Here is a 13,055-nt window from a genome sequence, read left to right on the forward strand (position 1 = left end):
CATGAAGAAACTACTCCTGCGACAAAGCGAGAATGTACGACTGCAATTGCTGGTCCTGCTGGTAGGCATAGTACTTCTTCTCACCAAGTTTCTGGCTTTTTACCTGACCAATTCTAACGCGATTCTCACAGACGCACTGGAGTCGATCATCAATGTGGTGGCCGGTGGTTTTTCTCTGTACAGTCTGATTTTGTCAGCACGGCCTAAAGATTTGAACCACCCGTACGGTCATGGCAAAATTGAATTTGTGGCAGCCACACTCGAAGGCTCCCTGATACTGGTGGCCGGTGGCGCCATTATTCTTAAGTCAATTTACAACCTGTTTGTGCCGCAGGAGCTATACCGGTTAGATGCAGGTATATATCTTATCGCTATTTCAGGGCTCATCAATTACATAGTAGGATATGTGACAGAGCGTCGCGGTAACCAGTCTAATTCGCTGGTACTGGTAGCAGGAGGGAAGCACCTCAAAACGGACGCCTACTCCACGGCTGGCATTATGGTCGGACTGCTCCTGCTATACCTGACGGGTGAGGTATGGTTGGATAGTGCCGTTGCCATTCTATTCGGTGCTTTCATTTGCTATACCGGTTACCGTATACTGCGGGCTTCACTGGCCGGCATTATGGATGAGGCTGACTATGAGTTGCTGCAGCGAATTGTAAGGGTGCTAAATGAGAACCGCCGCGAAAACTGGATTGACATACACAATTTGCGTGTCATCAAGTATGGCAACACCCTGCATATTGATTGTCACCTGACAGTGCCGTGGTATTTGTCGGTACTGGAGGCACATGACGAAGTAGAGGCGGTGGGTAGGCTTATCAGAGAGCGTATTGACCCCGACATAGAGCTGTTTATTCATACAGACCCCTGTGTAGCGGTGTCCTGTTCCGTGTGTACCAAGTCAGTTTGTGAGGTGCGTCAACAGCCTTTGCTGAAACGTGTTGAATGGGACCTCGACAAAGTGATTGCCGATAAGAAACACGAGGTTTAAATTGCTTGGAACAACATGGTCCGGCATTAATTAAGAAATTTAGTGTATACGCATAATTTTTGTCTGAAATTCTATACCTAATTAAGCTTTTTAGCGTAGCCAAAGTATAGGCTTGCGGCGAATGAATCGAAATTATACATACCTTTTTTTACCTTTCTTAATGCTGCTTTGGATGTGTACCGAATCCGGGGGAGAGCAGCGTACCCACCTCGAGGAAAGTTCATATGCTTACGGCAACAGTGCAGATACTACTGGTTTAGTTAAAGCGACTTTTGCTGGCGGTTGTTTTTGGTGCACAGAGGCTTATTTCAGGCGTCTGCGAGGGGTGGACCGCGTGGAGTCAGGTTATACTGGAGGGAAGGAGGAGCAGCCTACCTATGAGCAGGTGAGCAATGGCCGAACCGGACATGCGGAGGCTGTCAGAATCTGGTACGACCCTAAAACTATTACTTACAGAGAACTACTGGAGGTGTTTTTTGCCACCCATGACCCAACGACCCTTAACAGGCAGGGGCCTGATGTCGGTAAGCAGTACCGGTCCGCAGTTTACTACCACGATGAAGAGCAGCAACGGCAGGCTAGGGGCTACATGCGCGCATTAGAGGATGCCGGTACCTTCCGAAACAGGATCGTGACGGAGCTGGAGCCAGCCGGAAAGTTCTGGGTGGCTGAGGACTATCACCAAGACTACTACCGAAAAAATCCCGATGATCCCTATGTCGTATCCGTAACACACCCCAAGGTGCTTAAATTTGAAGCTGCCTTTCGGAATAAGCTGAAAAAGAACTATCTGCGTGACTAGTTCATCCCTATTATTAAATTCCAAGTTCTGTATTATATCAAAATGCTTTTGTAATGCGTAAGTAGGACAATTGCATTTTGAACCTAATAATTACAAACTATGGATTTTATACTCAACTTACTTGTAAGTGCCGGTGTCATTGTACTTCTAGCTTATGCCTTGCCTCAAGTTCATGTCAAGAGTTTCCTGACGGCGCTATGGGTAGCCTTTTTGATCGGGCTTTTGAACGCGACAATTGGCTGGATCATCAGGGGAATATTGAATCTGGTGTCTTTTTTCCTGCTCGAAGCCATTATTGGCTTGATTGTTACGACGCTAATGATCAAGCTTGTCGACAAGCTGGTTAAGAATTTTAAAGTTGATGGCTGGTGGCCGGCTCTGGTTATTGCGATTGCCACATCCATCGCTTTAGCTTTGGTTGGCTGGGCACGCGGTGGTGATGAGGAGTACTCTATGTTAGAGACAAAGCCAAATATGGAACAGCTGTACACAAAGCAGGAGACTTCTTCAACTGAGACGATTGCAATATTTTAAATGCTTAAAGCATTCCTATAATAGAAAAAGCCGGTGCCTTTAGTTCAAGTACCGGCTTTTTCTGTTTCGTACAAATACTGAATTGGCTCTACCTTAGAGGACAGGAAGTTTTTTTAATTCCTCATCCGTGAAGATCCTTGACCGAATATGAAACCGAATTCCGAGCGGTATTTCCAGTGAGAAGCTAGAGCCTCTGCCCGGTACTACATCTAGCGTTAGCTGCGTGTGCTTCCAGTATTCAAACTGGTCCCGGTTCATATAGAAGTTACAGCCATGTACCTCCCCAAGCAATACATCGTTGTCTCCAACTTTAAACTCGCCCGCTTCAAAACACATAGGCTGGGAGCCGTCGCAGCAACCTCCGCTTTGGTGAAACATTAAAGGGCCATGCCGCTCTCGCAACTGGTCTATCACCTTTTTAGCCTCCTCGGTTATTTCTACACGTTTTATTTCCATAACGTTTTTAAAAAAGAATCCCTGCTCAGGATATAAGCAGGGATTCAAATTTGTCATTTCAACAATTAAAAGAAGCCAAGCTTATTCTTGTCGTACGAGATGAGCATGTTCTTGGTCTGGCGGTAATGGTTGAGCATCATTTTATGCGTCTCACGTCCAAAACCAGACTTTTTGTATCCACCGAATGGAGCATGCGCCGGATAGGCATGATAGCAGTTCACCCAAACACGGCCCGCCTGAATGGCACGAGGGATTTGGTAAATCTCATGTGCATCGCGTGTCCATAGTCCAGCTCCTAAGCCATAAAGCGTGTCGTTGGCGATGGAGATCGCTTCTTCCGCATCTTTAAAAGTCGCAACAGACACAACAGGGCCGAAAATCTCTTCTTGGAACACCCGCATTTTGTTGTTGCCTTTGAAGATGGTAGGCTCGATGTAATAGCCACTCTCAAGGCCATTGTTCAATTTAGCAATACCACCTCCACAAAGCACTTCTGCGCCTTCTTGCTTGCCGATGTCCATGTATGACAGAATCTTCTCAAACTGGTCATTGGAAGCTTGTGCTCCCATAGTAGTGTCTTCGGCGAGCGGATGACCCACTTTAATTGACTTGGTCCGGGCTACAACACGCTCCATAAAGCGGTCATAAATGCTCTCATGCACGATTAAACGTGATGGACAGGTACAGATTTCGCCTTGATTCAAAGCAAACATCACAGCCCCTTCCACACACTTGTCAAAAAACTCGTCGTCGGCGTCGGCTATGCTTGGCATAAAAATGTTCGGTGATTTGCCTCCCAGTTCCATCGTCACTGGAATCAGGTTTTCGGAGGCGTACTGCATGATGAGACGACCTGTAGTCGTTTCGCCGGTAAAGGCAACTTTGGCTACGCGAGGGGAGGTGGCCAGCGGTTTTCCCGCCTCGGGACCAAAACCTGTTACCACGTTCAACACCCCCGGCGGCAGCAAGTCTTGAATCAGCTCCATCAGTACCATGATGCTGGTCGGTGTCTGTTCTGCGGGTTTTAGCACAACGGTACAGCCAGCCGCTAGGGCAGGGGCCATTTTCCAAGTTGCCATCAGCAGTGGGAAGTTCCAAGGTATAATCTGGCCCACGACACCGAGTGGCTCCTGCAGGTTGATGCTGATCGTTGTCTCGTCGAGTTCTGACATGGTGCTCTCGTCGGCACGAATAACACCTGCAAAGTAACGGAAGTGGTCAATGGCCAATGGAAGGTCGGCGGCGCGAGTCTCACGTATGGCCTTGCCGTTGTCCACTGTTTCCACCCGTGCCAACATCTCTAGGTTTTTCTCCATGCGGTCAGCTATAGCCAGCAGGATATTACTTCGTTTTGTGGCCGAGGTCTTAGACCATGACTGGAAAGCCTTGTGTGCGGCATCCAAAGCGCGGTCAATGTCTTCTTTGGTGCCTCGGGCGGCCTTCGTAAAAGATTTGCCATCAATGGGAGAGATGTTGTCAAAATATTCTCCGTTGGCAGGAGAGACCCAATCCCCACCAATAAAATGCTCATATTTTTCTTTGAATTTAGGGCGCTCCAGCACGTTTTGCGCTTCGGCTGTCATATCTAAAGTTGCCATAGAATATAGGTTTTGGTTTCATGGCTAATCTCCTGACTAATATTGTTTTAAACTAAACTTATTGTCTCAAAAAATGTATCTTTAATATCAGAATAAGACAGCGTATTATCCGTTGAAATTATATGCCGGGAAAATATCAATTGCAACAACTGCCTGTACTGGAAGAAAAGTCACTCATGACACTGGTAGAGAACCGTTCAGCCTACACGCTGGAGCACTGCGAGCTGAACGTTTTTGAAACGCACCGGTCAGCTGAGAAGGTAAGCTTGGTATTCAATGATCTGGTGCTTACAAGTATGCTTCGCGGCAAAAAGGTGATGCACCTCTTCGGTAAAAAGGGTTTCGACTATTTACCGGGAGAATCGGTGATAGTGCCACCAAATGAGGTGATGAAGATTGACTTTCCTGAGGCAGAAAGAAATAATCCGACGCAATGTATTGCGCTGGCCATATCCCAAGATCAGATACAGGCGACAGTAAATATGCTCAACGAGCGTTTTCCGAAGGTAGAGCGGAGTTCACATTGGAAGATAGAACATGAAATGCTTCATTTGGTGAACAATCAAGAGCTGGCTGACATAATTAATCGCTTCATTCGTATCAGCATCGACGACCACACGAAAGAGAAAGATGTTTTAGCAGGTTTGGCACTGCGCGAACTGCTCGTGAGGCTGATGCAGACACAGGCGAGACAGCTTTTGGAGGCCAATTACAAGACTATGGCATCCAATAACCGGTTTGCGCACATCATTCAATACATAAAGGAAAGTATTCGGGAAAAGATCGAGGTAGATAAATTAAGCGACAAAGCCTGCATGAGCCGTGCTAGTTTTTACCGAAAATTCAGAGAGGAGTTTGGCTATTCACCAGCCGATTATATTTTGAAGGAACGTATTCAGCTCGCTAAGGAGTACCTGCGTAATCCGGTGAACACTGTAACGCAAGCATGCTATATGGCAGGCTTTCAGAATCTCAATTATTTTATCCGTGCATTCAAGAAAGAAGTCGGCACAACGCCAAAAGCTTTCCAACAACAGAAAAAACATCTGCTATAATTCAACTATTTCTGTTTAACATAAAGTATATTATCAGTGACACTTATTATAGAGTAATATTACTCGTATATAATCAGTCTTATAATTTATATTATGTTAAGTAATATTTGTAACAATAAGAAAGGGAGCCTGATTTAGACTCCCTTCCTTTCTTTATTAGGCTGCAAAAGCTAATTAGTTCTTCAACTTCTTGCCTACTCGCTCAGCATCTGCTGTACGTTTAAGACGTGTATATACACGCTGAAGGTTTGCAAGTGTAGCTTGATCGTCCGGTTGAATCTCCAGAGCCTTCTCAAAGTATGGCAATGAAGCCTCATAGTGCTTCTTAGCCTGAGCTTCTAGCGCCGGGCCTTTTTTCTTGTAAGTGGCGTAGTCCATCTTAGCAGCTCTGTTGTTGAAATCGCTGCCTTTGTTATACTCCAGTACACCAAGGTTAAAATAACCGTCAAAGTTGTTTGGATCTACCTCAACCGCCTTTTTGTAGCTGATATAGGCTGCATCGATGTTGCCTTTACGCTCCTCTAGGTTACCACGCACGGCATAAAGGCTCGCATTGTTAGGATCAGCCTGAATGTTTTTCTCAAGCTTAGCCATCGCCTCGTCAGCACGGTCGTTTTTCAAGTAGTAGCGCAGTTCTTCCTGCATCAGGTATACGCTGTTCGGGTGCTTCTCGAGAGCGGCGGCAATCGATGCCATTACCTCATCGTCGCTTGCCTCTACAGCTTGCTGCAATTGAATTTTAGCCTTGTAAACGTCTTCCGTATCGTGTCCAATACCGATCAACTTATCATAATAATTGACAGCTGTTTTATAGTCCTGCTTTGCAGTTGACGCGTAAGCAGCGTATAAAATGGCAGTAGTATCGGTTGGGTTCACTTTAGAAGCCATGTCGTATTTAGCGATGGCATTGTCCCAGTCTTGGTTGTTGTGGAATTCAACCGCTTGGTTCAGAACCTGTCCGTACAGAATCTCCATACGCTCTGGCACCATTTTACCAAACTGACCGTCTTTGCCGTCAATTTCAAGCGTCTTGTTGAACGAAGCCAATGCGGTTTCTGGAGTTTCCTCCGTAGCCAGTTTACCATAGATTGGGTGACCAATTAGGTCTTGGTTAATCACACCGTGGTAGAACCAAGTTTTCGCTTTGTCTTGTGTTTTTTTGTGCTCCGTGGCTTTGTTGATATCTGCCAGCGCTTTGTCCAGCGTACCATTCTTATGGTTAAGAACAGCGCTGTTTACAGCTGAGTTCTGAGCAACAGCAACCTGAACGCTTGCGGCTGCCATGGCTGTCATCAGTATTTTTTTCATACTTTTCAGAGATTGGTTTTTGTTTGTTTGTTAAACGATAAATAAATGAAATAAAATTCCCTTTTACAGATTAAGCTTCATCTTCCGTAGTATCCGGATCAATCTGGGTGTCAGGCTGTAGCGAGTCCTCCGGCTTCAGTTCGGACTGTTCCATCAAGGCTTCGGTCACTTCCTCCTCGTTCTCCATCTCAATTTTGGCTACTGACGATATTTGGTCGCTTTCATTTAGCTTGATCAAACGTACACCCTGCGTGGCACGCCCAATAACGCGTATATCAGCTACGCGCAGTCGGATCGTAATGCCGGAGCGGTTGATGATCATCAGGTCATCGGTGTCTACCACACCTTTGATCGCTACCAGCTTACCGGTTTTCTCCGTTACGTTAAGGGTCTTCACCCCTTTTCCGCCGCGGTTCGTTATACGGTATTCTTCGAGTAACGAACGCTTGCCGAAGCCATTTTCTGAAACTACCAGAAGCTCTGTACTTTCGTTTTCTACACAAACCATACCAACTACTTTATCTTCCGGCCCGGCCAGTGTTACACCACGCACACCTGCGGCGTTTCTGCCCATCGGACGAACTTGGCTTTCGTTAAAGCGGATGGCTCTGCCAGACTCCAGCGCAATGATAATCTCGCTGTTGCCTGTCGTCAGCTGCACATCCAGTAAACGGTCCCCGTCGTTGATCGTGATGGCGTTAATACCATTGGTACGCGGTCTGGAGTAAGCTTCCAGCACGGTTTTCTTGATCGTGCCTTGCTCCGTACAGAATACCAGATTGTGGTTCAGTACGAAATCCTGATTTTTCAGGTCACGCACATTGATCACCGTACGCACTTTGTCTTCCTTCTCGATGTTGATCAGGTTTTGGATAGCGCGTCCTTTCGTGGTCTTCCCTCCTTCCGGAATCTCGTATACCTTCATCCAGAACACACGGCCGAACTCTGTGAAGAACAGCATGTGGTGGTGGGTGCTTGAGATAAAGAGGTGCTCCGTGAAGTCACTTTCTTTAGAAGCGGCAACGCCACGTGAACCCACACCGCCACGGCTCTGACTACGGTACTCGCTCAGCGAAGTACGCTTGATGTAACCTTCGTGCGAAATTGTAATCACCATGTTCTCTTCCGGAATCATGTCCTCGTAAGAGATATCGCCGGTAGAAGCCTCGATGCTAGTGCGGCGCTCGTCACCGTAGCGCTCTTTTATTTCATTCAATTCGTCTTTGATGATCTGCATACGCAGCCCTTCATCGTTCAATACAGACGTCAGGTAATCGATCAGTTTCATGATCTCCGCATACTCTGCCTGAATCTTGTCACGCTCCAGACCGGTCAGGCGCTGCAAACGCATGTCGAGAATGGCGCGTGCCTGAATTTCTGACAAAGCGAAACGCTCCATCAAACCATTACGGGCAATCTCCGGATCACGCGAAGAACGGATCAGGTTGATTACTTCGTCTAAGTTGTCCAAGGCGATTAGCAAGCCCTCCAAGATGTGGGCACGCTTCTTGGCTTCGTCCAACTCATACTGCGTTCTGCGGATCACAACTTCGTGTCTGTGGTCTACGAAGTGATGGATCAGGTCTCTCAGGTTCAGCGTCATCGGGCGACCTTTTACCAAGGCCACGTTGTTTACGCCAAATGAAGACTGTAACTGCGTATACTTGTATAAGTTGTTGAGAACCACATTAGGTATGGCATCACGCTTCAAGTCATACACGATGCGTAAACCGTCACGGTCAGACTCGTCGCGCAGGTCGGAAATGCCCTCAATTTTCTTATCGTTAATAAGGCCTGCAGTCTTCTCAATGAGAGAAGCCTTATTCACCATGTAAGGGATCTCCGTTACGATGATCTGCTCTTTGCCAGTAGAAGTAGTCTCAAAATTGGCGCGTCCGCGCATTAACACGCGACCTCGACCGGTTTCGAATGCGGCTTTCACCCCGTCGTAACCGTAAATAATACCGCCTGTCGGGAAGTCAGGTGCGGTGATGTGGTGCATCAGTTCAGCTACGGTGATCTCTCTGTTGTCGATGTAGGCAATCGTACCGTTGATTACTTCGGTAAGGTTGTGGGGTGCCATGTTCGTGGCCATACCTACCGCAATACCGGAAGTACCGTTCACCAACAGGTTCGGAAACTTAGCTGGCATCACAGACGGCTCCTTCAGGGAGTCGTCGAAGTTTGGCACAAAGTCCACTGTGTTTTTATCAAGGTCAGCCAAGATCTCGTCAGCGATGCGCTTAAGGCGGGCCTCAGTATAACGCATCGCTGCCGGTGAGTCACCGTCAATAGAGCCGTAGTTACCCTGTCCGTCCACCAATGGGTAGCGCAGCGACCACTCTTGTGCCATACGCACCATGGTCTCATACACAGAGGAGTCACCGTGCGGGTGGTACTTACCCAGCACCTCTCCTACGATACGCGCTGACTTCTTGTAGGCTTTGTTATAGGATACCCCCAGTTCGGACATACCGTACAGCACACGGCGGTGTACTGGCTTCAGGCCGTCTCTCACATCGGGTAAGGCTCTGGAAATGATAACAGACATTGAGTAGTCGATATATGCACCGCGCATCTCGTCTTCAATGTTGATCGGTATTATTCGTTCGCCTTCGTTCATGTTCAAGGTCTAAATAATAGTTTTGTGTTGGTTGATATACTGGCAGGCAGATTGCCTGTCGTGTTCTAGTTTTTGCGTGAACTCTTGTCGTTATTGCGCTTGCGCACCTCACCTGTCTGTTGTGGCAGGCTCTCTCCTATTTTCGGGTTCTGTTTTTTGTAAAAGGGCATGCCTCTATACTCCTCACTTCCACTGTGCGTGTGCACCATGCGCACCTGACAGGGGGCGATAGGACAAAGTGGTTTGCAGGAGGAGACAGACAGAAGCAGCAAAGCAGCGCTAAAGGATAAAAGCAGTCGGATTTTTGCCATGCATGTTGGGTTATGAAGAGCTCTCAGAATAGGTGAATCGCTCTTGCAGCCTTATCATACAAAAGTAGTAAAATTTGCATTAATATACCAGCTTTTAAGGCCATAGTTTACCTTGAAAAAGCACCTTGCGGTAAGGTTAGGAGGTATTAGGCCGGATGGAATCCGTTAATGGTAAAACCGCCGTCAACAGCGAGGGTTTGGCCGGTAACATAGGCCGCTGCCGGCATGCACAGGAAGGCCACAGCCGCCGACACATCCTCTGGTTTGCCGATCACGCGCATCGGGGTTCTGGAGATCACGTCGTTGTAGTAGCTTTCGTTCTGCAGCACGGTCTGGGCCAGCGGCGTGCTGATGTACCATGGTGCCACCGCATTAACGCGTATGCCGTCCAGTGCCCATTCCGCTGCAAGGTTTTTGGTGAGTTGCACCAGTGCGGCTTTGGTCATGCCGTAAATGGCACCGGTGCGCACATGCGTCAGGCCCGCTACCGAAGTAACGTGTATGATGTTGCCCTGCGCCGATTGCTTGAGCAAGGGATGCAAGGCACGGCTCAGCTCAAAGGCGGAGCGCAAGTTGGTGTTCATCACAAAATCGTATTCATCGGAGGTATAGTCTGTCGTTGGCTTTCGGATATTGGTGCCCACATTGTTCACCAGAATATCAAGTGCTCCCCAATCGGTATGGACTTTATCGATCAATGTCTGACGACCCTCTGTGGTGCTGACATCTGCTATCAATACTTCCAATCCTTCGGGAAACTGCGCCAGTAAGTGTTGAAGGTCCGCCTCTTTGCGTGCCACAGCAAGTACTTCGGCGCCCAAGCCAATAAACTCTTCCACTATAGCGGCCCCTATTCCTTTAGAGCCTCCGGTTACCACGGCTTTTTTGCCATGTAGCATCCATCTTTCTGGTGTCATTCGCATCTTTTGGTTTACTTAATTCCTGTGATTCTGTGCAGGTATGCTTTCAGATAATCGACATCAATTTTTGGACGATTGTTGATCTCCTCAAAGTGAAGGGAGCCATCGTCTTCGCGCCACACATGGTATACGAACACGTACTGCCCTTTGCCCTCCTGCCAGCCGTCAAACTGACCGAAACGCAGATCCTTGATATGAATTCCCTCTCCTGCCGTTTCCACGGCATGGTAGCCTTTGGTAATTTCCAATAGTCGCTCCATTTTGGAGTGGCCTCGGAACTCTTCCAGCAAGTGCTCCTGCCTTGGCTCAAAGCTATACCTGATGTTTTGGTCTTTGTCGAGCAAGGAGTAAAAACCGGTATAAAAACCATCCTCCGCTTCGGCAGTAGCAGACCACAGCAAAGTGTTCAAGGGGGTTGCTTTTACGATTTGAGAATCATATTCTATACCTTGCTCTTCTAGGCTATTCTGAAAAGCGCTTTTAGCATAGGCTTGCGCCCCAAACGAGAATAGGATGTACAATGAGCTAATGATGAGCCCAGCATTGTTCCAGCGCCGCCTTTTTGGATTGCGCCTGTCATAGAACATCACGGCAATCACGCAGATCAGGAATGGAACCGTATACAGCGGATCTATGACAAAGATGTTGTAGAAAGCTACCCCGTAATTGGTGAACGGCCAGAACAGCTGCGTGCCCCATGTCGTGAAGCTGTCGAGGATAGCATGCGTGGTGAAGCCCAAAAAGAACAAAAGCGTCCAGTCCCGGAAAGTGGCGTGCTCATTTTTGTAGAGCCGCCAGAGCACCCAGCCAAAAATAGGTGAGGTGATAATGGCGAAGAAAAAAGAATGGGTGACCGAGCGGTGAAAACTCAACTGCCCTACCATGTCCAACAGCGGATTAGCCAGCACATCCAGATCAGGTATGGTACCGGCAATGGCTCCCCAGAGCAGGGCTTTGTTTCCCAAGTTTCGGCCTGCCACTGCCTCGCCTACGGCGGCACCCAATACGATCTGCGTCAGTGAATCCATCTTTATGCCTTTACTTGATGATCGGTGCGCGCTTAAACTCTTTCTCGCGGTCGAAAAGTAAGCGGTAAGTCGTGTAGGTCTTGTATACGCGACTACCTAAATGCTCCACCAACTTTATCATTTTTGGGTTGAAGTCTCCGATCCAGTTCATCTGCAAGTCATAGTAAGGGATATTCGGGTTGCCTTGCACCAGTTTTGCCGCAGAAACGACCATGGCTGCCTCCACGCCCCTGCCTTGGCACTCTGGTATAATACCGAACACGATGCCATACATGGTCTTGCAGGAACCTCTCCAGCGATGGTATACGAATTTGAGCTTTCCCCATAAATCCAGCTTGCCATTAACGTGTTTGAACAGTTGGTTCAACTCAGGTATGGCAATAAAGAAGCCCGCTGGTTCGCCTTTGTGGTATGCGAACCAAATGATCTTCTCGTCAAGCACCGGTTTAAGCGCTTTCATGATGGATTTGGATTGCGCTTCGCTCATTGCCTTCACTCCTTCATGCTTCACCCATCCCTTGTTGTAGACAATTCGGAAATCTTCAGCATATTTATTAAGATTATTCTTGTCGATGTGCTGGAAGCTGTAATCGGGGTCAGACAGAATACGCTGCGCTTTGTCATGGTATTCGGGAGGAAGCGGATCTTCTACAGTGCGGTAATACACATACTGGTTAAAGTACAGCTGAAAGCCGTAGTTCTCAAACAGTTTTTGATAGTAGGGATGGTTATAGTTCATGCAGTAGGTGGGCTCATGAAACCCATCCACTAATAAGCCCCACCACTTGTCACGCTCCCCTAAATTGATCGGGCCGTCCATCGCCTCCATACCCCGTTCCTGCAGCCAGTTGCGGCAAGCGTCAAACAGCATATTAGCAGCTTCCTGATCATTGATGCAGTCAAAAAAGCCCATGCCACCGGTAGGTTGCTCAAAGGTATTTGCCGTCTTTTTGTTGATGAAAGCGGCTACTCGGCCAATGGTCTCCCCCTCACCATCACGCAAAATCCAGCGGATGACTTCTCCGTCGCGCAACAGCTTGTTCTTTTTAGGGTCGAACACTTGGTGGATGTCCTTGTCAAGCGGCCGAATGTATTTAGGGTCTTTGCGGTAAAGCTTGACCTGCATTTTTATAAACTCTTCGGCCAGTTCCGGGGTGTTAACTTCTATGAGTTGCATGGATCTCGTGTTCAGTGCTTGGGTGAATCCCCAAAATAAGGCATAAAACTTGAAAAACCATATATACCTTGTGTGTGGGAGTATAATACACTGAGGTATAGAAAGAAAGAGTGCTATACGGAAAGGTGTAAAAACAAAAAAGCCTTCAGATTTCTCTGAAGGCTTTTAAGAGCCCCCTGCCGGGATCGAACCAGCGACCTACTGATTACAAGTCAGTTGCTCTACCAGCTGAGCTAAGGAGGCGAT

12 protein-coding genes and 1 tRNA gene are annotated in these 13,055 nt (G+C 47.7%); 4 read left to right on the forward strand and 9 right to left on the reverse strand.

Features of this window, described 5'->3' with window-relative positions:
* The first annotated feature begins 1 nt into the window (after position 1).
* The 3 genes from Q1A04_RS17935 to Q1A04_RS17945 all read left to right on the forward strand — a co-directional run bounded on the left by Q1A04_RS17935 (position 2) and on the right by Q1A04_RS17945 (position 2,333).
* Positions 2-997: a cation diffusion facilitator family transporter gene (locus tag Q1A04_RS17935; protein WP_299708781.1), complete on the forward strand. Its 996-nt coding sequence runs from the start codon at positions 2-4 to the stop codon at positions 995-997.
* 172 nt (positions 998-1,169) lie between these two features.
* Positions 1,170-1,799, forward strand: coding sequence for a peptide-methionine (S)-S-oxide reductase MsrA (gene msrA, locus Q1A04_RS17940; protein ID WP_299708784.1), 630 nt, complete (start codon positions 1,170-1,172; stop codon positions 1,797-1,799).
* A gap of 99 nt (positions 1,800-1,898) precedes the next feature.
* Entirely contained in the window at positions 1,899-2,333 is a 435-nt protein-coding gene (locus Q1A04_RS17945; protein ID WP_299708786.1) for a phage holin family protein, read from the forward strand.
* Between the two features lie 93 nt (positions 2,334-2,426).
* Here the strand turns inward: Q1A04_RS17945 and Q1A04_RS17950 are convergent, their stop codons facing one another.
* Both Q1A04_RS17950 and Q1A04_RS17955 read right to left on the reverse strand, forming a co-directional pair.
* Positions 2,427-2,789 (reverse strand): DUF779 domain-containing protein, encoded by a 363-nt coding sequence (locus Q1A04_RS17950; protein WP_299708789.1) that lies wholly within the window; start codon positions 2,787-2,789, stop codon positions 2,427-2,429.
* Positions 2,790-2,854: 65 nt separating this feature from the next.
* Positions 2,855-4,387, reverse strand: coding sequence for an aldehyde dehydrogenase family protein (locus Q1A04_RS17955; protein ID WP_299708792.1), 1,533 nt, complete (start codon positions 4,385-4,387; stop codon positions 2,855-2,857).
* Between the two features lie 122 nt (positions 4,388-4,509).
* Between Q1A04_RS17955 and Q1A04_RS17960 the strand changes: the two genes are divergently transcribed.
* Entirely contained in the window at positions 4,510-5,442 is a 933-nt protein-coding gene (locus Q1A04_RS17960) for an AraC family transcriptional regulator (protein ID WP_299708795.1), read from the forward strand.
* Between the two features lie 174 nt (positions 5,443-5,616).
* Here Q1A04_RS17960 and Q1A04_RS17965 read toward each other — a convergent pair whose 3' ends face one another.
* The 7 genes from Q1A04_RS17965 to Q1A04_RS17995 all read right to left on the reverse strand — a co-directional run bounded on the left by Q1A04_RS17965 (position 5,617) and on the right by Q1A04_RS17995 (position 13,052).
* Positions 5,617-6,750, reverse strand: coding sequence for a tetratricopeptide repeat protein (locus tag Q1A04_RS17965; protein ID WP_299708798.1), 1,134 nt, complete (start codon positions 6,748-6,750; stop codon positions 5,617-5,619).
* A 70-nt stretch (positions 6,751-6,820) separates the two neighbouring features.
* Positions 6,821-9,373, reverse strand: a complete 2,553-nt coding sequence (gene gyrA / locus Q1A04_RS17970; RefSeq protein WP_299708801.1) for a DNA gyrase subunit A — start codon at positions 9,371-9,373, stop codon at positions 6,821-6,823.
* A gap of 65 nt (positions 9,374-9,438) precedes the next feature.
* Complete coding sequence (locus Q1A04_RS17975; RefSeq protein ID WP_299708804.1) at positions 9,439-9,684, reverse strand: hypothetical protein; 246 nt, start codon at positions 9,682-9,684, stop codon at positions 9,439-9,441.
* A 146-nt stretch (positions 9,685-9,830) separates the two neighbouring features.
* Entirely contained in the window at positions 9,831-10,601 is a 771-nt protein-coding gene (locus Q1A04_RS17980; RefSeq protein WP_299708808.1) for an SDR family oxidoreductase, read from the reverse strand.
* A 14-nt stretch (positions 10,602-10,615) separates the two neighbouring features.
* On the reverse strand, positions 10,616-11,632 hold the full coding sequence (locus tag Q1A04_RS17985; protein ID WP_299708811.1) for a metal-dependent hydrolase: 1,017 nt from the start codon (positions 11,630-11,632) through the stop codon (positions 10,616-10,618).
* Between the two features lie 10 nt (positions 11,633-11,642).
* Positions 11,643-12,809, reverse strand: coding sequence for a hypothetical protein (locus Q1A04_RS17990; RefSeq protein ID WP_299708814.1), 1,167 nt, complete (start codon positions 12,807-12,809; stop codon positions 11,643-11,645).
* 170 nt (positions 12,810-12,979) lie between these two features.
* A tRNA-Thr gene (locus Q1A04_RS17995) sits at positions 12,980-13,052 on the reverse strand.
* Positions 13,053-13,055: the final 3 nt, after the last annotated feature.

This window comes from uncultured Pontibacter sp., from assembly GCF_947499215.1.
In the GTDB taxonomy this organism is placed as follows: Bacteria; Bacteroidota; Bacteroidia; order Cytophagales; family Hymenobacteraceae; genus Pontibacter.